Annotated in this window: 20 protein-coding genes; 15 read left to right on the top strand and 5 right to left on the bottom strand. The window is 66.2% G+C overall.

The window, feature by feature from the left end; translation table 11 throughout:
* Positions 1-39: 39 nt before the first annotated feature.
* The 4 genes from ASG77_RS13465 to ASG77_RS13450 all read left to right on the top strand — a co-directional run bounded on the left by ASG77_RS13465 (position 40) and on the right by ASG77_RS13450 (position 5,051).
* The gene (locus ASG77_RS13465; RefSeq protein WP_056346292.1) at positions 40-1,209 is read left to right on the top strand and encodes an acetylxylan esterase; all 1,170 of its coding nucleotides are present in this window, start codon (positions 40-42) and stop codon (positions 1,207-1,209) included.
* Positions 1,210-1,225: 16 nt separating this feature from the next.
* Entirely contained in the window at positions 1,226-3,322 is a 2,097-nt protein-coding gene (locus ASG77_RS13460) for a DUF6807 family protein (RefSeq protein WP_056346290.1), read from the top strand.
* Positions 3,319-4,479: a M24 family metallopeptidase gene (locus ASG77_RS13455; RefSeq protein ID WP_056346288.1), complete on the top strand. Its 1,161-nt coding sequence runs from the start codon at positions 3,319-3,321 to the stop codon at positions 4,477-4,479. Before ASG77_RS13460 ends, ASG77_RS13455 begins: the two co-directional genes overlap by 4 nt.
* Before the next feature lie 245 nt (positions 4,480-4,724).
* Positions 4,725-5,051: a YegP family protein gene (locus ASG77_RS13450; protein WP_056346287.1), complete on the top strand. Its 327-nt coding sequence runs from the start codon at positions 4,725-4,727 to the stop codon at positions 5,049-5,051.
* Between the two features lie 52 nt (positions 5,052-5,103).
* On the opposite strand, the gene ASG77_RS13445 is transcribed toward ASG77_RS13450, so the two are convergent.
* Positions 5,104-6,030 carry an SDR family oxidoreductase gene (locus tag ASG77_RS13445; protein ID WP_056346285.1) on the bottom strand — a complete coding sequence of 309 codons (927 nt, stop codon included), beginning with the start codon at positions 6,028-6,030 and terminating at the stop codon, positions 5,104-5,106.
* 181 nt (positions 6,031-6,211) lie between these two features.
* Here ASG77_RS13445 and ASG77_RS13440 point away from each other — a divergent pair, with 181 nt between their 5' ends.
* From ASG77_RS13440 to ASG77_RS13390, 11 genes are all read left to right on the top strand, one after another.
* Positions 6,212-6,649, top strand: a complete 438-nt coding sequence (locus ASG77_RS13440; protein WP_056346282.1) for a VOC family protein — start codon at positions 6,212-6,214, stop codon at positions 6,647-6,649.
* Between the two features lie 202 nt (positions 6,650-6,851).
* Positions 6,852-7,274, top strand: coding sequence for a DUF309 domain-containing protein (locus tag ASG77_RS13435; protein WP_056346280.1), 423 nt, complete (start codon positions 6,852-6,854; stop codon positions 7,272-7,274).
* 104 nt (positions 7,275-7,378) lie between these two features.
* Positions 7,379-7,615 carry an alpha/beta fold hydrolase gene (locus tag ASG77_RS13430; protein WP_056346278.1) on the top strand — a complete coding sequence of 79 codons (237 nt, stop codon included), beginning with the start codon at positions 7,379-7,381 and terminating at the stop codon, positions 7,613-7,615.
* 131 nt (positions 7,616-7,746) lie between these two features.
* Positions 7,747-8,751 carry a LacI family DNA-binding transcriptional regulator gene (locus tag ASG77_RS13425; RefSeq protein ID WP_056346276.1) on the top strand — a complete coding sequence of 335 codons (1,005 nt, stop codon included), beginning with the start codon at positions 7,747-7,749 and terminating at the stop codon, positions 8,749-8,751.
* A 155-nt stretch (positions 8,752-8,906) separates the two neighbouring features.
* The gene (locus ASG77_RS13420; protein ID WP_056346274.1) at positions 8,907-9,902 is read left to right on the top strand and encodes a LacI family DNA-binding transcriptional regulator; all 996 of its coding nucleotides are present in this window, start codon (positions 8,907-8,909) and stop codon (positions 9,900-9,902) included.
* 92 nt (positions 9,903-9,994) lie between these two features.
* Positions 9,995-11,299, top strand: a complete 1,305-nt coding sequence (locus ASG77_RS13415) for an ABC transporter substrate-binding protein (protein WP_056346272.1) — start codon at positions 9,995-9,997, stop codon at positions 11,297-11,299.
* A complete protein-coding gene (locus ASG77_RS13410; RefSeq protein ID WP_056346270.1) occupies positions 11,296-12,249 on the top strand; it encodes a carbohydrate ABC transporter permease in 954 nt (317 codons plus the stop codon). Before ASG77_RS13415 ends, ASG77_RS13410 begins: the two co-directional genes overlap by 4 nt.
* Positions 12,242-13,144: a carbohydrate ABC transporter permease gene (locus tag ASG77_RS13405; protein WP_056346268.1), complete on the top strand. Its 903-nt coding sequence runs from the start codon at positions 12,242-12,244 to the stop codon at positions 13,142-13,144. Before ASG77_RS13410 ends, ASG77_RS13405 begins: the two co-directional genes overlap by 8 nt.
* A 31-nt stretch (positions 13,145-13,175) precedes the next feature.
* The gene (locus tag ASG77_RS13400) at positions 13,176-14,540 is read left to right on the top strand and encodes a glycoside hydrolase family 172 protein (protein ID WP_056346266.1); all 1,365 of its coding nucleotides are present in this window, start codon (positions 13,176-13,178) and stop codon (positions 14,538-14,540) included.
* A 61-nt stretch (positions 14,541-14,601) separates the two neighbouring features.
* Positions 14,602-15,954: a glycoside hydrolase family 32 protein gene (locus ASG77_RS13395; RefSeq protein ID WP_056346264.1), complete on the top strand. Its 1,353-nt coding sequence runs from the start codon at positions 14,602-14,604 to the stop codon at positions 15,952-15,954.
* Entirely contained in the window at positions 15,951-16,880 is a 930-nt protein-coding gene (locus ASG77_RS13390) for a carbohydrate kinase family protein (protein ID WP_056346263.1), read from the top strand. Before ASG77_RS13395 ends, ASG77_RS13390 begins: the two co-directional genes overlap by 4 nt.
* 28 nt (positions 16,881-16,908) lie before the next feature.
* On the opposite strand, the gene ASG77_RS13385 is transcribed toward ASG77_RS13390, so the two are convergent.
* From ASG77_RS13385 to ASG77_RS13370, 4 genes are read right to left on the bottom strand one after another with little or no spacing between them, the layout of a single operon-like run.
* Positions 16,909-18,360, bottom strand: a complete 1,452-nt coding sequence (locus tag ASG77_RS13385; protein ID WP_056346261.1) for an aldehyde dehydrogenase (NADP(+)) — start codon at positions 18,358-18,360, stop codon at positions 16,909-16,911.
* Between the two features lie 60 nt (positions 18,361-18,420).
* The gene (locus ASG77_RS13380; RefSeq protein WP_056346259.1) at positions 18,421-19,530 is read right to left on the bottom strand and encodes a mandelate racemase/muconate lactonizing enzyme family protein; all 1,110 of its coding nucleotides are present in this window, start codon (positions 19,528-19,530) and stop codon (positions 18,421-18,423) included.
* On the bottom strand, positions 19,530-20,435 hold the full coding sequence (locus tag ASG77_RS13375; RefSeq protein ID WP_056346257.1) for a 5-dehydro-4-deoxyglucarate dehydratase: 906 nt from the start codon (positions 20,433-20,435) through the stop codon (positions 19,530-19,532). The genes ASG77_RS13380 and ASG77_RS13375 overlap by 1 nt, the downstream gene beginning before the upstream one ends.
* Positions 20,432-21,400: an NAD-dependent epimerase/dehydratase family protein gene (locus ASG77_RS13370; RefSeq protein ID WP_056346254.1), complete on the bottom strand. Its 969-nt coding sequence runs from the start codon at positions 21,398-21,400 to the stop codon at positions 20,432-20,434. Before ASG77_RS13370 ends, ASG77_RS13375 begins: the two co-directional genes overlap by 4 nt.
* Between the last annotated feature and the right edge of the window lie 20 nt (positions 21,401-21,420).

Genomic DNA, 21,420 nt, shown 5'->3' with positions numbered 1-21,420 from the left:
CCTCACCCATCCGTCTCCACCCGAACAACAGGCAGGTCAGTGAGCAAGGATTCCCGGCCAGTCCGGCCCAGTGCGATTGCAGGCTACGAGAACTGGCCTGCCTACGTTCGTGACCGGCCGCGCTACCCGGCAGCCGCACCGGCCGCGCAGGAACTTTCGGACGCCCTGGGCGTTCCGGCAGTTGTTTCCCCGGCGGGCGTTACCGTCCATTGGGAGGGAACGTACGACGGCGTCACCACCTCCCAGCTCAGCTGGCAGCTGGGCTTCGGCCCCCGCACCACGGGCTGGCTGTTGCGGCCGGCCGGGAGTTCCGGGCCGCTGCCCGGCGTGCTGGCCCTGCACTGCCACGGCGGAAACAAGTTCGGCGGAGCAGACCGGCTGGTCACGCTTCCCGAGCCCCACCCCTCCGCGACGGAAGCCCGTGCCGGGCACTACGGAGGGCGCGCACTGGCCACGGAGGTCGCCCGCCAGGGCTTCGCCGTCCTGGCCCACGACGCCTTCGCGTGGGGCAGCCGGCGCTTCGATCTGTCCACCCCGCCGTGGCGGACGGAATCAGCACTGGAGGCGAGGAAGTCGCAGTGGCGGGAGGCCGGCGTCGTACCTTCCGACGCCGAACTGTACAACGCCGCCGCGGGAATCCATGAAGACACCGTGGCCAAGACCGCCGGCCTGCTGGGCAGCAGCCTGGCGGGGATGGTGGCCCACGATGACCTGACCGCGCTGGATGTCCTTGCCGGCCTGCCCGGGGTGGATGCGGAGCGGCTGGGCTGCATCGGGTTCTCGGGTGGCGGCGGCCGGGCACTGGCCCTGGCGGTCCTCAGCCCGCGGATCCGGAACTACGTGGTCACGTGCATGATGACCACGTTCCAGTCGCTGCTGCCTGCCTACCTGGATGCCCATTCCTGGCTGCTCCAGACCCCGGGCCTTTGGAAGCTGGGCGACTGGCCGGAACTAACCGGCAGGTCCGGCGCCGACGGATTCCTGGTGCAGTACGCACTGGCCGACGAGCTGTTCCCGGAAGAAGGGATGCGGGACGCCCACCGGATCCTGGAGTCCCTGCACCCGGCTGGCTCCTACACCGGGAGTTTCTGGCCCGGCGGGCACGCCTTCACCGCGGAGATGCAGAATGAAGCCATCAGCTACCTGTCCAGGACCCTGGGCGCGGCGGGCCCCACCGCCCACCATCTTTCGCCCCTACCCACCCCTTAGCTACCGAGGACCCTTGATGATTCAGCAATCCACCCCCACGGCATCCGCTAGCTCTGCAGCGGCAGGTGACGTTCCGGCAACCCTCCCGCGCATTGCCCTCGTGGGCGTGCACGGCTTTGGCGAATCGCACCTGGCCAACCTCGCCAGGCTCGAGGAGGCCGGCGTCCTGGAACTTGTGGCAGTGGCTGACCCCAACCCGCCGGAAACGGGCACGCTCGCCGGGTCCGTGGCCGTCTTCAACACCCTGGACCAGTTGCTGGCGGCCGGGCCGGTCCCGGACGTGGTCATCCTGGCCACCCCCATCCAGACGCACGCTCCCCTTGCACTGGCTGCCATTGCCGCCGGTGCCGACGTATACGTGGAGAAGCCGCCGGTGGCGTCCATGGCCCAGTTCCAGGAGGTGCTGGCCGCTGCCGAATCCGCCGGCCGGCTCGTTCAGGTGGGGTTCCAGAGCCTGGGCTCGCTGGCCCTGCCGGCAATCCGGAACACCATCGAATCCGGTGGCGTCGGAGACGTGCTGGGACTCAGCGCCACCGGCATGTGGGTCAGGACCAGAAGCTACTTCAAGCGTTCCCGGTGGGCCGGAAAGCGCAGCCTGGACGGCATCGACGTGGTGGACGGCGTGGCCACCAATGCCTTGGCGCACGCCGTGGCCACCGCCCTGAACATGGCCGGCGCCCACACGGTGGCCGACGTCGCCTCCGTGGAAACGGACCTCTACCGCGCCAACGACACCCAGAGCGATGACACCTCGGTGATCCGCGTCCGCACCGCTGCCGGGACCACCCTGTTGTGTGCGCTCACGCTGTGCGCCCCCGAACAGCAGCGGCCTTCCATCACGGTCCACGGGACGAAAGGGGACGTCACGTTCTTCTACACCGAGGACGAACTGGTCATCACGACGGCGGACGGCGAGCGCCGCGAGACGTTCGGCCGGACCGATCTGTTGGAGAACCTGCTCGCTGCGCGGACCCCCGGCACTCCCCTGCCCGGCACTGCCCTGCTCAGTGCACTGCCGGATGCCGGAGCTTTTATGTGTGTGTTGGAAGCCATCCGCACCGCCCCCGCGCCCCGGGAAATCGACGCCGGCCATGTCAGCTGGGAGGGCGACGGCGATGATGCCCACCCGGTGGTCCACGGCATTGCCGCGCTGATCGAACGCGCCACCAAGGCACAGGCCACCTTTGCCGAGCTGGGGGTCCCCTGGGCCGGTAGCCTGCCTCCGGTCCGGACCTTTGACCTTGCCGGGCATCCCGTGGCGGACTATCAGGACGGCAGCCGCGTCCGCGCCGTCTCGTCGCCCCGCCCGTACCTGCACCCCGTCCGCACCCTGGCCGGGACCGTTGTGACGGACCACCAGCCGCTGGACCACGTGTGGCATCTGGGCGTGGGGGTGGCCCTCCAGGATGTGGACGGCGTCAACTTCTGGGGCGGCCGCACCTACACCCGGGCCGCCGGTGGGTACGTCTGGCGCCCGGACCACGGCTGCATCGTCCGCGCTGGCGAACCTTCTCAAGCCGACGGCAAGCTGACCGAGAACCTCGCCTGGAACGGGCCCGACGGCGCTCCCGTCCTGACCGAACAGCGCACCTGGACGTGGGCCGCCGTCGGACCTTCCGTCTGGCGCCTCACCCTGGACTTTTCGCTCTCCCCCGCCGGCAACCAGCCGGTGAGCCTGGGCAGCCCCGGTTCCAACGGCCGTGTTGGGGGCGGTTACGGCGGGTTCTTCTGGCGCCTTCCCGAATGTTCCGGGGCGCGCGTCTGGACGCCTTCGGGGGCGGGTGAGTCCGCCGCGCACGGGAGTGTCGCACCGTGGCTCGCCTGGTCTGGCGGGTTCACGGGAACGTTCGACGGCGGCACTCACCAAAGCGGCGCCAGTCCAGACGGCGGCGCGGCCACACTCGTGTTCGTGGCCGCGGCGGGTTCAACGGACCCGTGGTTCGTCCGCGTGGACGGATACGCGGGAGTCGGCCAGTCGCTGGCCTGGGACGCGCCGGTCATTGCCGAACCCGGCACCCCGGTTCGCCGCAGCGTGACCGTGTTCATTGCCGACGGGATTTTGGGTTCGGAAGACATCGAGACACTGATCAATACACAGGGGGACAACTCATGAGCCAGACAACCACCGCTGCTACGCCGCCGTCGCAGCTGACTGAAGCCGCAACCTTTGCGGACCAGGGCCGCCGCACGCCGCCCGCCTCTACCGCGGACCGTGCCATCAAGCGGCGCCGTGTACTGGACATTCTTGATGCCAAGGGGCAGGACTCGTTGCTGCTGACCACGCACACGGCCCTGGCCTGGTACCTGGACGGCAGCCGCGTCCACATCAGCCTTGCCGGCGACCCCATCGCCGCGCTGCTGGTGGACCAGGACGGCGACCACCTGGTGACGTTCAACAACGAGGCGGGGCGGATCGCGGCCGAGGAGCTCCCCGCCGGTGTCTCCCTCCACACCGCGCCTTGGTACGGGAACCTCCACGAGGCCGCCGCCGCCGTCGGACGTTCTTCCGGAGAAGGTTCCGGCACCCCGCTGGCTGAGGCCTCGGTGGCCACCGAGCTGAGGGCTGCCCGGCAGCACCTGCTGCCCGGCGAGTCCGCCCGCTACGCCCACCTCAGCGCGGAACTGGCCGGCATCATGACCGATGTGCTGTCCACCGCCCGGCCGGACACCACCGAATTCGAACTGGTATCCGCCCTGGCCGGCCGCGTGGTTGGCGCGGGCGCGGAGCCTCTGGTACTCCTGTGCAACGGCAGCTCCCGGAGCGACTTCCGCCACCCGCTGGCCACGCACGCGCCGCTCGGCCGCCGCGCCATGGCCGTAGTGTGCGCCCGCCGGGACGGCCTGGTCGCGAACATCACCCGCTGGGTAAGGTTCGACGCCGGGACCCCCGAAGAGCGCGACGCCGAGTCCCGGATCGCCGCCGTGGAGGCGGACATCTTCGACGCAACGGTTCCCGGAGCCAGGCTGGACCGCGTCTTCGGCGAGATCAAGGCGGCCTACGTCCGCCACGGTTTCGGCGCCGAGCAGTGGGAGCAGCACCACCAGGGCGGACCGGCAGGCTATGCCGGGCGGGATCCGCGCGTCACCGCGGCAGCCACCGACACCGTCGTCCTCAACCAGCCGTTCACCTGGAACCCGTCGGGACCCGGCGTGAAGATCGAGGACACGGTCCAGCTCACCGAGTCGGGCATCAAAGTCCTGACGGTGGATGACCGCTGGCCCGCTGCCACCGTGAACGGCCTCAAGCGGCCAGTGACGATGCAGCTGTAGGGCCTGCCGTTAGACGGCATAGAGAAGCCCCGGGAAGGTCGTCCCGGGCTTCTCCAGGGTCGGTGATCGAACGGTGGGTCTTGTGGCACAGGCTGTCTTGAGCGAGACTCATTGAGCACGCGATGAACTCATCATTTGGATTGCAGGACAAAACCAGCGGGAAGGGGACGCAACGGCGCGTCCGTTTCTGCTCCGTGGCAACGACGCCGCGGGGGCGGATATCCCGCAGACCGGGAGGATTTGCTATGGCCGGAATGTTCGAACTGTTCGTTGACGCGGAGTCGTATTTCAGGTTCCGTCTGACCGCGCCGGATGGCACCGTGATGGCAGTGTCCAAGGCCTTTGACAACAAGACCGCAGCTGTTGCCGGGATCGCCGCCGTGCGTGAGTACGCCGGCATGGGACTGATTGCCGATGTTTCCCCGACAGAGAGGCGGGCCACGCCGCCGGAGGCACGTGACGTCACTGTCCAGGTTCGTGAAGTCCGGCGCATTCCGGCTGCTGACCTTCACACACGTTCCCGGGAAATCCACCGCGCCACCAGCGGACCTCGGTGGGCCGGCGCAGTTTAACTGCTCTCGACTCCAACAACCCGGCCCGGGCAGCGTCAAGGAATCTACCTGGTTAGTGCGCGCTCCAGCCATCGGGCTGCAAACCATCTATATCGGTGAATCCGTACTCTCTGGCAAGTTGAGCCGAGCTGACCGACTGCTGATTCCATTTCGCGCGGTCAGGGTCCGCTGCCACCGCAGCTACGGCCCGACCGACATAGCGGGGTGACTCCGAGAAAGCGAAACCTGCGGGGGCGTCTGGGTATCCGCCCACCAGGCCGGGGTCCAAAGCGTCGCGCCAGTTGGTTTCGGTGACTCCGAAGCTATCGAGCATCATCTCCGACCGTAGCCATCCCGGCGTGATGGCGATCGCCGTGACTCCGTGCGGTGCCAGCTCGTGGCCTTGAGAAAAGGCCAACCGATTGACCGCGACCTTGGCCAGGTCGTAGAACACCGAGATCCGGTACTCAGTGGCGTTGAATTTGGTAGTCCCATCGGTGACCTCAATGAGAAGACCCCCACGCTTGGTGATTAGCAGCGGAAGCAGATGGTGCGAGGTGATCAGATGAGTGTCAATGCCCAGTCGCAGGATGCGCAGCCCTTTGTCTAGGTCGTGCTCCCAGACAGGGGTGTTCCACTCGGCTGGGCCACCTTTCAGGACCTCAGCACCCCAGATGTCGTTGACCAGCACATCGAGACCGCCATATTCAGTTCGGATCCGCTGGGCCAAGCTTCGGACCTCTCCGGAGTCGAGATGATCGACCTGGATGGCGACTCCGGCGCCGCCAAGCTGTGTGACCAGATCGGCCGTCTCCTCAATGGTCTCGGGCCGGTCGTAGTCCGACCTACTTCTGCCCGCCGCACTGCTGCGTCCAGTGCAGATTACCGTCGCGCCGGCTTCACCCAGAGCAGCGGCTATGCCGCGTCCAGCGCCTCGGGTCGCTCCTGCGACAACTGCAACCCGGCCTCGCAGGGCATCAGGATCCGGGGACCATTGCATGGTTTCAGTTTGGCGACAGGATGCAGGGCAAGCAAGGCCGCCTCGCTCATTGACGTTTCGGCAGCTAAGAGCCTTCATCGTTCCGTAAGCCCATCGGCCTGGGGCAATCGTCCCGGAACTTGTTCAGTCCAGTCCCGGCTCGCCACTGGAGCTAATCGGTCCGCCTTGGTAGCTTCAACGCATGGCCATCAAACTTGAGAACGTCGGTATCGCCGTTCGCGACCTCGAAGCAACAATCGCCTTTTTCACCGATCTCGGGCTCACGGTCGTCGGCCGTGACACCGTCAGCGGCGAGTGGGCCGACACTGCCGTCGGGCTTGATGGCAACCACGCGAAAATTGCGATGCTCCAAACCCCGGATGGTCAGGGTCAACTGGAGCTCTTCGAATACATCCACCCCAAAGCCATCGAGACGAACCCAACCCGGCCCAACGACATCGGCATGCACCGCGTGGCCTTCTCGGTCGACGACATCGACCAAGCCCTTGAGATAGCTGCGAAGCACGGATGCCATCCGCTGCGCGGCGTGGCGACCTACGGTGACGTCTACAAACTCACGTACCTCCGCGGTCCCAGCGGAATCCTCGTAATGCTCGCGGAGAAACTGAAGAAAGACTGACACCCGGCGATCGGCCCAATTAGCCTGTGTTGAGGTTCCGCAGGATCACCCCCGCGACGCGACCAGCGGTGATCATTTCTTCACTTGCGGCCGCCGTCCCCACGGCATCCTTTGCAGTGGAACGGATGTTCGAAGGGCCGAGCCGTAGCATTGGGCAGATGAAGGTTAGTAAGGTCCACGGACGCTCAGAGCGGAAACTGCAATGACCGGCGACAGGGATCGCGATGCTTCAAGGCGCCCGCGGCAGGCCCGGCCACGTGACGCTCTTGGACGGCCGCTGCCGTACGGAAGCTCTGGCGTGGAGCCGGTCTCCGAGGAGCCGCTGCCGCCGGCGGAGACGTTGGTCTCGGCCCGGAGCTTGGTGGAAGCGGGCCGGCCGTTCGCCGCGCACGAAGTACTTGAGGCCCGATGGAAAGCTGGGCCGGCCCAAGAACGCAACCTTTGGCAAGGTCTTGCCCAGATCTGCGTCGGGCTCACCCACGCCGCCCGGGGGAACAGCGTTGGCGCGCTCCGGCTCTTCGAGCGCGGTGCGGCCCGACTCGAGGAGTACGAAGGGCCGACTTACGGGCTCGACCTGTCCGCCGTTGTGAGTTGCGCGCGTGATCGGATGGACACCGCCCGCTGAGCTCGCGACCAGCATCCTCGCGGCAGGCTCGAGTGCACGGAAGGGATCCTCAACCGGCTATTCCCCGCACGGTTCGCGTCGTCGGCATCGATTAGGGTGTCGGTATGGAGTGCCGGATCAACGAAGTCCTGGTCCATTACGTCGAGCATGGCGTCGGCGTGCCGCTCGTTGCGTTGCACGGCGCCGGTGTTGATCATCGCGAGATCGAGGCGGCGATCGAGGCCATCCTTCCCGACACGCGATACCGGCGGATCTATCCGGATCTGCCGGGGATGGGCCTCACGACGGCCGACGGCCTGACCTGCAACGACGATGTGGTGACGCAAAGCAACATCTTCTAGCCCAGAGGCCGGCCCCGTTCATCCTTTCCACCAGGAGGAACGGGGCCTTTCGCTCGTTCCCGGACGCCGTGAGTAAACTGGCGGAGGCTACGCGAAACGTTCGCGTAAACGATTCCCCAAGGGCGGCGACGATGACGACGATGGTAAAAGTGGCCAAGCTTGCCGGCGTATCCATCTCCACTGTTTCGCACGTCCTGAACGGAACCAGGCACGTCGGCGAAGAGACGCGTCAGCGGGTCCTGAAAGCCATCGAGGAAACCTCCTACCGGCAGGACGCCTTGGCCCGTGCCATGCGGCGCTCCCGGACGGACAGCATCGGCCTCATCGTTTCGGACGGCGGGGAGCCGGCCTTCGCCGAGATGATACGTGGCGTCGAAGAAACCGCCGCCCACCAGGGGATCACCCTTCTCCTGGCCAATTCGGCTGAAGATCCGGACCGTGAGGCACGTGCCGTCCAGACCCTCCTTGAGCGCCGGGTGGACGGCATAATCCTGGCCCGTGCCGCCGGTTCCGGCGCCGAAGCCCTCGCAGACTTCGCCAGTCAGGACACTCCGCTGGTACTGATGGACCGGTTGTCCGATGACCCCTATGACCAGGTGGGGGTTGAAAACCGCGGCCCGATCCGGGAGCTGGTGGAGCACTTGGTGTCGCAGGGCCATCGCCGGATCCTACTGGTCGCCGGCGACACCCGGGTTGCCACCCTGCAGGAACGGCACGATGAATTCACCAAAGCCATGGCTGCCGCCGGCATCGCGCCGTCGGACCAGTTGGCTGTCATTGCGGCCGCCCCTGCAGAGACCGACGCCGGGATCCAGGATGCGCTCTCCTCGGCCCGGCCGCCTACCGCAGTGATAGCCTGCAGCACCGTCCTGGCCGCAGCCGCACTCAGGCGCATCCAACAGCGGGGGCTGCGGATGCCCGAGGACATCGCTTTCGCCACTTTTGACGGTTTCGCTTACGCGGACCTGTTCCAACCCCAGCTCACCACCGTCCGCCAACCCGCCTTTCAGGTAGGCACCACAGCAGCCGAATTGTTGACCAAGAGAATCACCGACAAATTGGCCGAGCCCTCGGTTGTCCGGCTGGTACCCACGATCGAATATCGCGCCTCCACCGGCCCGAAGCCGGCCTTCTAGAAGCCCGCGCGAACCGGCTTTTCCGGCCGCTACCTAGCGGCCCGGAATAGCGCCAACAAAGATCCCAACCTTTTTCCTGTGATCCATTGCACATCGAAACGTTTGTCTCTAGTATCGAAACGTTCGCGCAATCGTTTCGCTAAAAAGGAGCCGCAGTGGCAACCATCGTCGATGTCGCATCACTTGCAGGCGTTTCGACGTCCACTGTGTCGCACGTCCTCAACGACACCAGGCATGTTGAGCCGGAGACAAAAGCCCGCGTCATGAGCGCAGTGCAGACAACGGGTTACCGGAGGGATGCGCTGGCCCGTTCCATGCGACGTGCACGGACCGACAGCATTGGACTCGTCGTCTCGGATGCCGGGGAGCCGGCATTTGCGGACATGGTGCACGGCGTGGAAGAAGCCGCGGCACAGCACGGTCTGTCCCTGCTGCTCGCCAACTCGGCGGAAGATCCCGCCAGGGAACGCTCAGCGGTGGAAGCCCTTCTGGACCGCCGCGTGGATGGCCTGATCATAGCGCGGGCTGCCGGTTCAGCCGACGGACTGCTGGAGCGGATCCGTGAGGAGAAGAAGCCCCTGATCCTGCTGGACCGGCTGGCCGACTTGGACGTGGATCAGGTGGGGGTTAACAACCATTCGGCCATGGCAGCCCTGGTTGAACACCTCACTGTCCGTGGACACCAAAGGATCCTCCTGGTCTCCGGTGACCTGCGGGTTTCATCCCTCCGCGAGCGCTATGACAGTTTCCACGTCGCCATGCTGGCGCGGGGCATCAAAGTAACGGCAGGTTTGCTGTGCGAAGGAACGGTCACGACAGCAGCGACCTTTGACAGTGTCAGGACGCTGTTGCGCAGCTCCCCGGAGCGTCCCACCGCCATTCTGGCCTGCAGCACCCTGCTGGCAGCCGGCGCCCTTCGCGCCGTCCAGCACGAAGGTTTGCGGGTGCCCGAGACGATGGCATTCGCGACGTTCGATGGCTTTACCTACTCCGACCTGTTCGAACCCCAGATCACCACTGTCCGCCAACCTGCTTTCCATCTCGGCGAAAGCGCCGTCCGCTTGCTGATGCGGCGCCTGGAAACCCCGTCCGCTCCCACCAAAATCCTTCGACTCGACTCTGAGATCGAATTCCGCCGCTCCACCGAATAACCGCCCAACAAACTATCCTCCACCAACCATCCCCGCCGTCGCATCCCAACAGCGCACCCTCCCCCGGGTCGCACCATGCAAAGGAGCATCACATGAGAAAAACAGTCCGCACGTCCATCGCCACGGTGGCAGCCGTAGCCCTGCTGGCCCTCACAGCCTGCGGGAGCGCCACGGAAACAGCAGCACCGGCAGCAGACGGCCCCTACACAGCCCCTGCCAAGGACATCACCGCCACCATCTCCGTCTCCAACTGGGGGGACCCGGGCGATAAAGCCGTGTACGACAGCGTCGCCGGGCGTTTCAAGGAGAAGTACCCGAACGTGACGGTGAAGAACAACTTCACCCCCATCACCACGTGGACGGAATACGTCGATAAGCTCGTGACTCAGGCCGCTGCCGGGCAGGCCCCGGACGTCATCAACATCGCCACCGAGGGCGTGGAGCTGGGCCTGACAAACGAACTGTTCGCGCCCCTGGACGGCTTCCTCGAGAACGACCCCGAGGCCAAGACCCTGCGTAAGGACATCGATCCGAAGCTGCTCGGTGGATTCAGCAAGGACGGCTCCACCTACCTGATGCCCAACACGTTCAACACCATGGTCATCTACTACAACACCAAGATGTTTGAGGCGGCCGGCATCGAACGGCCAAGCGATGACTGGACCTGGGACGATTTCCTGGAGATCTCCAAGAAGCTGACCACCGGTTCGGGGGCGGACAAAGTCTATGGGTTCGCCATGCCGCACTACTCTTTCGGCATCACACCCTGGCTGTACTCCAACGGCACGTCCATGATGAGCGAGGACCTGAAAACTGCCCAGCTGACAGACCCGAAGCTTCAGGAGACTGTGGGCTGGGTGCGGGACCTCGTCACCAAGCACGGAGTGGCGCCGCAGCCGAAGGGTTCGGACCCCTACCAGCTGTTCCCCGCCGGAAAGGCAGCCATGACCGGGGCCGGACACTTCGTCACCGGCGGTTTCGAGAAGGCCGGCTTCGCCGACTATGACATCCTCCCCTGGCCGACGGGAACCACGAAGTCCACCGTTTTCGGCGCCGGCGCGTTCGCTGTCTCCAAGGGCTCCAAGAACCAGGAGCTGTCCTGGGAGTTCATCAAGATGCTCACCGACCAGCAGACACAGAAGCAATGGGCCGACGCCGGGTCCGCCGTTCCTTCCACCAAGACTGCCGCTTCTTCACAGGAGTTCCTGTCCTCCCCCAAGCATGCCGAGGAGTTCTACAACTCCCTGTCCTACGCCAAGCCGGTAGCGGCCCCTGGCGCCTACAACGTGCTGGATCCGGCGTTCATGCGGGCCATGGACGAGATCATGTCCGGCCAGGACATCAACTCGTCCCTGGAGAAGGCCCAAAAGGATGTTGAGGAGGCGTTGCAGCAGTGACCTTAACCGCCCCCAAAACCGCTTTGCCGCCCGCGCCCCTTCCGGGGCGCGGGGGGCGGCCCGGGCGCCAGACCGCCGCCCGTCGGGAAGCCCTCACCGGTTACCTGTTCACCGCCCCCACCGTGATCGGCTTCCTTGTTTTCGTCCTCGGCCCGCTGGTGGCCGCCCTGTATCTGAGCCTGACCAAGTACAACATCCTCACCGCACCAAAGTTCGTCGGGTTCGACAACTATGTCCGGATGTTCCGGGACGAACGCCTGGCCACCACCTACGGCAACACGGTCCTGTACGTCGGGGCCGCCGTCGTCCTCATAAACGCGTTCGCTCTCCTGTTCGCCGTACTCATCAACCAGCGGCTCCCCCGGGTCCTGACGTACGTTTTCCGCTCCGCGTACTTCTTCCCCTACCTGGTGGCACTGGTGTACGTGTCCATCATCTGGCAGGCACTCTTCCAGAAGGACACGGGCATCCTGAACTACTACATCACCGCGCTCGGCGGGGAACGGATCGACTGGCTCAACAGCTCCGAGTTCTCCAAGGTGTCGGTGATCATCGTGGACACCTGGCGGAACGTGGGGTTCGCCATGCTGATCTATGTGGCAGCCCTGCAGGAAGTCCCCAAGGACATGGTGGAGGCTGCCCGGATGGACGGCGCAAACGAGTGGCAGATCTTCCGCCGTATCACCCTGCCGATGATCAGCCAGGCAACGTTCTTCAACATCACCATCACCATCATCGGCGCGTTTCAGATTTACGAATCGATCATCGTGCTCACCAGGGGCGGCCCGGGCGATGCCAGCCGCAGCGTGGTGATGTACATCGCCGAAGTTGCCTTCAACAAGTTCGACATGGGCTACGCCTCCGCCATCGCAGTAACACTGTTCCTCATCATCATGCTGGTGACGATGGCTCAGTTCCGCCTCAGGAAGTCGTGGGTGAACAATGAGTAACGCCGCAGTCCTTTCGCCCCGCTCACGTTCCGGAAAACGGGGTTCCGGAAAAAACGTACGACGGCGGCCCCGCCCCGGCGTCGGGAAGTCCATTTCGGTGGCGCTGCTGGTCCTGGGCGCCATTGGGATGATCGCCCCGTTCCTGTGGATGTTCACCACCTCGCTCCGGGACGCCAGCCAGGCGTACGACCTGCCGCCGCAGTGGCTGCCCAGCGAGTGGGACTGGAGCAATTACGCAGCGGCGGTCAGCGGACCGGTCCCTATCCTGCGGAACATGTTCAACAGTGCCGTCATCGCCATCGCGGTGAGCATCGGCATGATCATCACAGCACCGATGGCCGGCTACGCGTTCGCGAAGATCGAGTTTCCGGGCCGCAACTCCATCTTCGTGGGCCTGCTGTCATCGCTGATGGTGCCGGCCCAGGTGACGATCATTCCGCTGTTCCTCCTGATGCGGACCTTCGGCCTGCTGGACAACCCGCTCAGCCTGATCCTGCCCGGCATCACCGGAGCACTGGGCGTCTTCCTGCTGCGGCAGTTCTTCCTGGGCCTGCCGCAAGAGATCATCGACGCCGCCCGGATGGACGGTGCAACCGCCTGGCAGACCTACCGCCTGATCGCGCTGCCGCTGGCCAAGAACGCCGTGAGCACCCTGGGTGTCATCACATTCCTGGGCAGCTGGAACGCCTACTTCGCACCGTCGATCTTCCTCAACAGCACGGACACAGCCACGCTGCCGCTCGGCCTGGTCCTTATGCTCGGCCCGTACGGCGCCGGCAACGTGGCCCAGGTCATGGCCGCAACCACCATAGCCATCGCCCCGGCACTCATCGTTTTCCTCGTGGCCCAGCGGTGGATCATCGCCAGCCTCACCCAATCAGCCGTCAAGGGCTAACCAACAACTCTTTTCGAAAGGTACAACCACCATGGCTACATCGCCCCGCTCAGGCCTGCTCTCAAGCCTGACAAAGCTCTCCACCGCCCGCACGGCCCGCTCCTCCAGCTGGGACCAGACCGGCAAGAACCGGGACAACTGGATCGTCATGCCCGGCGAGGAACGCGTCCTGGCGGACATCGAGGGCCCGGGCTCCATCACGCACATCTGGATGACCCAGTCCTGCCGGATCCAGCCGGGCCCCGGCCAGATCTCCCCCGAACTCGTGGGCGTGCCGATGCTGGAAATCCACAACGCCCTGGGCGTCAGCTGGGAAGTGGTGGACCCGGACTACTACCGCAAGATCGTCATCAGGATGTACTGGGATGACCAGGAAACCCCCAGCGTGATCGCACCGCTGGGCGACTTCTTCGGCCTGCTGAACTCCCTGTCCGGCTCCTACGATTCGCTGCCGCTCTCCGTCTCCGCCAAGGAAGGGGAGCTGAACACCTTCGGCGGCAGCGCGGCGTTCAACAGCTACTTCGAGATGCCCTTCAACTCCCGTGCCCGCATCACCGTCGAAAACCAGAACGACATCCCGTATCTGCAGTACTTCTACATCGACTACGAGCTCTACACCGAGCCGCTCGCGGAGGACACCGCGTACTTCCACGCCCACTGGCGCCGGCAGAAGCCCAACGCCGGCTGGGGCCCGGACCTGCAGACCAACAGCATCGAGGTGGCCATCCCCAACCTCTCCGGCGAGGACAACTACGTGGTCCTGGAGACAGAGGGCCAAGGCCACTACGTGGGCTGCAACCTGGCCGTGCGCCACTTCCAGGGCTCCTGGTGGGGCGAGGGCGATGACATGATCTTCATCGACGACGACACCTGGCCGCCCAGCCTGCACGGCACCGGTATGGAGGACTACTTCGGCCACGCCTGGGGCATGCAGCACAACGCTTTCCTGATGAACGGCACCATGGTCCACGAAGAAAACGTGCCCGGCTTCCACCACAGCTACCGCTTCCACATGACCGATCCCATCCGGTTCCAGAAACGCATCAAGGTCACCTTCGAACACGGCCACGCCAACCACCTCTCCGATGACTGGTCCTCCACCGCCTACTGGTACCAGACCCTCCCCTCCCCCGTGCTGGACATCGACGCTGTGGAGGATCGCCTGCCGCTTCGGCCCCGCGACCAGGTGGAAGAGCGCCCACTGCCGGAATTGACTCCGGTCCAGCAGGCCGCCCGCGACGCCTCCGCCGAACGGATGAAGCAGTTCACCGAAACGCGGGATGCAGTCCGGAACAAACGCCGGGCCGAAATCGACCAGTGGGAAAAGGCCAACGCCGAGCAGGCCCGGGAGGTCCGCCAGCGGTTCCTGGCTGCCAACAGCGTCCTGGCGCCATGACCCAGTCCCCCTAAGTGAACCAAGCAAACCCCTCCAGCACAGCCAGCATAGAAGGATCAGCATGAACGCGCAGGAACCCCGCCCGGCCTTCCACTTCACTGCCGCCGAAGGATGGATCAACGATCCCCTGGGCGTCACCTGGAAGGATGGCCAGTACCACCTCTTCTACCAGTACGTCCCCGGCCGCACCACGTGGGCCTCCAGCTGCCATTGGGGCCACGCCACCTCCCCGGACATGATTGCCTGGACGGAGCAGGGAGTGGCCGTCGCACCCGGGGACGGGGACGACGGCGTCTGGTCGGGTTCCATCGTCACCGGCACCGATGGTGCCGCCACCATGTTCTACACCTCGGTCACCGAACCGGACCTCGGCATCGGCACCGTCCGATCCGCCACCCCGGATAGCGACTCCTGGGATTCGTGGACCAAGGGCGGGAAGCTGATGACCGCGCCGGACCTGGGCGTTGTGGCCTACCGGGACCCGTTTGTCTTCCGCGACGGCGTGCAGTGGCGGATGTTCGTGGGCGCCGGGCTGGAGGGCGGAACCGCAGCCGCGGTTTCCTACAGCTCCCCGGACCTTGCCCAGTGGAGCCTGGACGGCATCGCCGCGCAGCGGACCGGCACGGAAACGGATCCCGTCTGGACCGGCACGATGTGGGAATGCCCGCAGCTGTTTGAGATCGACGGCGCCCACGTCCTGGTCACGTCCATCTGGGAAGACGACGTCCTGCACTACGTGGCCTACGGCGTGGGCAGCTACGCGGAGGGCAAATTCACCGCGCGCTCCTGGGGACAGCTCAGCTTCGGCAAGAGCTACTACGCCCCTTCTTTCTTCAGGGACAAGGATGGCTCGCCGTCGCTGATCTTCTGGGTCCGGGGCGTCATCAGCCCGGACGGACAGTGGGCCAGCGCGCTGAGCGTCCCCCACACGCTCACTCTCGACGGCGACACCCTGGTTGCCATGCCGCACACCGACCTCGCCGGGTACTCCTCGCCGGGCTACCTGGAGCAGGTGTCCGACGGAGTTTTCGAGGCAGTGCTGGACGCCGGCGCGGACCTGCGCTGCACTGTCACCACCGGGACGGTCATCAGCCTGGCCACCCTGGACGGGACACTGGCCGCCCTCCGGCACGATGGCGACGGCATCGAAGTCACGGCCGGCGGGAATCCGGACTTCGCCGATGTGTTCTTCCCGGCCGATGAGGGATCCGAGCTGCGCGTCATCATTGACGCTGGCGTTCTGGAGATCTCCGGCCGCCAGGGGATCATGGCGGTCCCTCTCCCCATCGTGGACTCGCCCGCAACTCTGACAGTGGCCCACGCTGCCGCCCCGCCGCAGCTCCTAAGCATCCAGACGCCGGCAGCCGGCGTCGCGGGCACCGCGCGGCAGGCTGCCCTGTCAGGACAGCCATGACCACTGGAACGGGTTCCGGACGCGGCAATCCGGATGTCGTCGTCGTCGGGGAATCCCTCATTGACATCATCACCACGGCGGAGGGTCCACTGGAGTTTGCCGGCGGGTCGGGCCTCAATGTTGCGTTCGGTGTTGGCAGGCTGGGGGCGAACACCGGGCTGCTGACGGTACTGGGGTCCGACCAGCGCGGGGACACCATCCGGCGGCACCTGGAGTCCGCCGGAGTCCAGGTGATGCCAGGCGCCGTCCGCCTGGACCGGACCTCCACGGCAACGGCCACCCTGGACAATTCAGGCTCGGCGCAATATACCTTCGCCATCGAGTGGACGCTGCCTCAGGCGACGCCCACGTTCGTGCCCCAGGTGCTGCACACCGGATCCCTTGCCACCTTCCTGGAGCCCGGCGCCACCCGCGTGCATGACCTGTTGGAGTTCTTCGCCGGCAAGTGCCTGATCACCTACGACCCCAACATCCGGCCAGACATCATTGGAGAACACTCCCGGGCGCAACGGACCTTCGAGGACAACGCACGCCTGGCCACCCTGGTGAAGCTCAGCTACGAGGACGCTGCCTGGCTCTACCCGGGACTCGAAACAGCTGACGTTGCCTGCCGAATCCTTGATCTCGGGGTGAAAGTGGTCGTCGTGACGGAAGGAGCGGAAGGTTCGGACCTCTATTCGAAGTCTGCCCACGTGCACGTCCCCGCCCCTCGGGTGGCTACGGCGGACACTGTGGGCGCCGGCGACTCCTATATGTCCTCGCTCATCGCCAGCCTGGTGAAGGATCCCGCACAGGACTTCGGCCAGGTTCATCTTGAAACGCTGGGAGTGATGGCTGCTGCGGCAGCGGCAATCACCGTCACACGGCACGGAGCAAACCCGCCGACAGCAGCCGAGCTGGACGCGGCGCTGGCTGTCTCACCCTGAGCGGTTGTTGGGGAGAGCGATCCAGGTGCTACGGAAGAACCAGCTCACCGTCCACGCGGCGCGGGATGCCCAACGGGTTGCTTTCGCGCAGTGCCGGGTGCAGGACCGTTTCGGGAGCATCCTGGTAGGCGACAGGCCGCTGGAAGCGGCGGACCGCCGTCGCGCCCACCGAAGTGAACAGGGACGTGGTGGCCGGGTACGGGCCGCCGTGCTGCTGGGCCCAGTTCACTGCCACGCCCGTGGGCCAGCCGTCGAACAGGACCCTGCCGGCAAGGCCGGACAGTTGCTCCACGAGGTCCCCGATGTCCTCGCCCGCGTTGGCGTGGACGGTGGCGGTCAGGCTGCCGGGGACCTTGGCCAGGACAGCGGAGAGCTCTTCCTGGTCAGAGTATTCGATCAGCATCGTGGTGGGGCCGAAGCACTCCTCCAGCAGCTCGTCCGGGCGCTCCAGGGCGTTGGCGGCGGAGGTGGAGAACACCACGGGCGCGGCGCCGTCGAGGGTTGCGTCCTGGTCCGCCGAACCGCTGACGATGGTCACGTCGGGCAGCGAAGCCACGCTGCGCAGGCCTTCCGGGTAGGCATCCGAGATTCGGGTGGTGAGCATGGCCGCCGTCGGCTTGTCCTTGCTGGCCTCAGCCAGTTCCGCGGCGAATTCTGTGCCCGCCGGGATGAAGACCAGGCCGGGCTTGGTGCAGAACTGGCCGGCGCCCATGGTGAATGATGCTGCAAGTCCCGCCGCGAGCTGGCCGGAACGTTCAGCCAGCGCGGCCGCGGTGATGACCACCGGGTTCAGGCTGCCCAGCTCGCCGTAGAACGGGATGGGATCGGGCCGCGAAACCGCGAGGTCAAACAGCGCCCGGCCGCCGGGGATGGACCCGGTGAAGCCTACGGCCTTGATGGCGGGATCCTGCACCAGCGCGGTGCCTACCTCGCGGCCTGCCACGAGCGCGAACAGCCCCTCCGGCGCACCGGCGGAACGCAGGGCTTCGGTGACCACTTCGGCCGTTCGCTCCGACAGCTTCAGGTGGCCCGAGTGGGCCTTGACGATCACCGAGGAGCCCACCGCCAGTGCCGACGCAGTGTCGCCGCCGGCCACCGAGAACGCGAACGGGAAATTGGACGCCGAGAAGACGGCCACCGGGCCGACGGGACGCAGGATGCGGCGCAGGTCCGGCTTCGGCGGGGTGGCGGACGGGTCCGCGTGGTCGATGACCGCTTCAAGGTAGGAGCCTTCGGTGATCACGCGTGCGAACAGCCGCAGCTGCCCGCACGTGCGGGCCACCTCGCCGGTCAGCCGGGCAGTGCCGAGGCTGGTCTCCGAATCGGCGATCGCCACCAGTTCGGTGACGTTGGCGTCCAAGGCGTCGGCGACGGCGTTGAGCCAGCTTGCGCGCTCGGCGTCCGATGCGGCGGCCGCGATGGAGGCGGCCCGGGTGGCGGCAGCTGTGAGCTCGGAAAGTGAAAGGGTTGCAGTTGTCACTGGCGATACCTGCTTTTCGTCGGAGTTGTCATGTCTGCGGTCAGTCGTGATTGGGAGCTGTCAGCCCTGCGGGTCCTCGGTGAACCGGAAGCCAAGTCCCGGCTGGTCCGAAAGCGTGAGGCGGCTGTTGCTGAAGCGGACCGGTGACGGCCCGGCCAGGATGCCCAGCTGTTCGAAGGACGCGTCTTCCACGTCCTCCACCAGGGTGGGCTCCGCCAGGGTAAGGGCGAGCTGTCCGGACAGTTCCGGCAGCAGGTGCGGCATCACGCGGATGCTGTTGGTCCGGGCCAGCTCCACAATCCGCCGGAACGGCGTGATGCCGCCTACCCGGATGATGTTGGGCTGGATGATGTCCACGGCCTCAGCCTCAATGAAATCGCGGAACCGGTAGATGGTGTGCAGGTTTTCGCCCAGGGCGATGGGCACGGGTGAATGCTTCCGCAGCCTGCGGTAGGCCCAGAGGTCGTCCGCGCGGAGGGGCTCCTCGAGCCATTCCAGCCCGTATTCCGCGAGCACGTCCAGGGCCTTGAACGTGGTGGGCAGGTCCCACCGCTGGTTGGCATCGATCATAATCTTCCGGTCCGGTCCGAGGACGGAGCGGACTGCCGCCACGCGCTCGGCGTCCTCGCGGATATCGGGCTTGCCCACCTTGATCTTGACTGCCGGGTGGCCCGCGGCAATCCAGCGCTCGGTCTGGGCCACCAGCTCCTCCAGCGTGTAGTGCAGATTCACGCCTGAGCCGTACACCTCGGCGGACTCCTGCCGCTGGCCCAGCAGGCCCGTGACCGAAGTACCGGCACGGCGCGCCTGGAGGTCCCAGAGGGCGAGGTCGACGCCGGCCATGGCGATGGTGGTCAGTCCCCCGCCGCCGGCCTCATGCAGACGCTTCCACAACGCGTCCCACACCGTCTCGGGATTGGCGGGCAGCCCCGTAACGAAGGGTGCGATGTCGTAGTCGAGGAGGGCTTTGACGGCCTGCGGACCGATAGTGGGTGTCCAGGAAAAACCATGCCCCGCGCCGCCGTCGTCCGTCCGGATTTCCGTAACGATCACGTGGTTTTCCGGTGCCTCCACTCCCCAGCTGCGGCGCAGCGGGACCGTCAGGAGGCGGGTGGTCAGACCGGTAATGCGCGGAGCGGTCCGGACGGAATCGTGTGCGGGCGCACTCATCAGCGGCCGGCCAGCTCGTAGCCCTTGGCCAGGATGGACTTCAGCTGCAGCAGCTGGTCCTCGGTGGGGTCCACCAGCGGCGGCCGGACCGGGCCGACAGGAAGCCCGCCCAGCCGCAGGCCGGCCTTGACCAGCGAGACGCCGAAGCCGGGGGTCTGGTCCCGGAGCCGCACCAGCGGGGCATAGAAGCCCTCCAACAGGGCGTTGCGGCGGTCCTCGTCGCCGGCCATGTACGCGTCGTAGTATGCCTTGGCGATCTCCGGTGCCATGGCGAACGCCGCCGAGGAGTACAGCGGAATGCCCAGGCCCCGGTAGGCGCCCTGGGTCAGTTCCGCGGTCAGGAGCCCGTTGAAGAACGCGAAGTCCTCGCGCCCCGTGGCGCGGACCGCGGACACAATCTCCTGGGCCAGGCCCACATCGCCCAGCCCGTCCTTGAAGCCGATCACCTTGGGGTTGGCCGCGAGGCAGACCATGGAGGCGGCGGTGAACTTGGCGTTGCCGCGGTGGTACACGATCACCGGGAGGCTGCTGGCGTCCGCCACTGCCTCGATGTACGCCACCAGGCCGTCAGTGGGTCCGGTGACCAGGTACGGCGGCAGGACCAGGAGTGCGTCGGCGCCGGCTTCCTCGGCAACACGGGCGGCGGCAAGGGCATGCCCCAGCGGTCCGCCGGCGCCGGCCACCACCGGCACCTTGCCGGCCACAACCTCGACGGCGGCGGTCACCACGGTGCGCACCTCGTCGATGCTCAGTGCGTGGAACTCGCCGGTGCCGCAGGCAGGAAACACGCCGCCGGGTCCGAACGGCAGCCGCGAGCCAATGTGCTCCTTGAGGAGCTCCACGTCAACGGTGCCTTCCGGCGTGAACGGGGTGACGGGGAAGAACAGTACGCCGTCGAATTTCATAATGTCTCCTTGGCACCGCTGCCGGCGCTTACCAGCCGGGCGGATGTCTCGTCGTTGAGGGTGGAATCTGTTTTCAGTTCGGTCCGCCAGCTGCGCTTGGGTTCCCAGCCGAGCAGTTGACGGGCTTTGGCGATGGAGAAGGCCGGGCTGGTGCCGGTCAGGCCGGCGGCCAGTGCCTCGCTTCCGGGCAGGAAGCGGGGCATCAGCTCCGCCAGCGGTGCCGTGGCGAGGGCGTCCGCCGCCCCCACAAAGAAGGTTTCGCCGTTCGGGATGGTGTCCATTTTCTGCAGGAGCACGTCCAGGAAGTCGGCCACATCGCGGGCGTCCACGTAGTTGAACAGCGCGGGCGCGGACAGGGCGGGATCGGCCAGCCGTTCGGCCAGGGTGTGGCCCTGCTGTGTGGGCGCGCCTTCCCATTCCTCCGGTGAGATGACGTAGCAGGGCCGGAAGGCGGCGTAGCGGATCTTCGCCCCCTGCGCCGCGGCAAACATCTGCACGGTCTGCTCGGCGATCAGTTTGGACAGCGCGTACGCGTTCCAGGGCTTCGGCGCGCTGCGCTCATCCAGCGGGAAGCTGTCCGGCAGCCAGCCCGCCGGGCAGCCGTAGCCCAGCACCGTGGGGCTGCTCGCCGTGACGATCTTGCCGATCCCCAGTTCCGTGGCCGCGCTGATGACAGCGTAGGCAAGGCGGGTGTTGGTGGCGAAGATGACGTCCTCGGGCGCGCTGAACGGAACGGCGATCGCTGCAAGGTGGATGACGGCGTCGGGCTTTGCCTCCCGGAGGAGGCGCAGCGCCTCGCCCGCGGCCAGCAGATCGCCGGTTTCCTGCACAACACCGGCGGGCAGCTCGTCTGCCGGGATGGCGTCGCGGTCCACCGAAATGACCTCGTGGCCCGCTTCGGCGAGCCCCGCCACAACGCTGCGCCCCAGGCGGCCGGAGCCGCCGGTGACAAAGATCCTGCTCATGTTGGTTCCTTTTGGATTTC

The sequence above is a fragment of the Arthrobacter sp. Soil762 genome (genome assembly GCF_001428335.1).
Taxonomy (GTDB): Bacteria; Actinomycetota; Actinomycetes; order Actinomycetales; family Micrococcaceae; genus Arthrobacter.
This window is presented reverse-complemented; position numbering and strand designations above follow the sequence as displayed.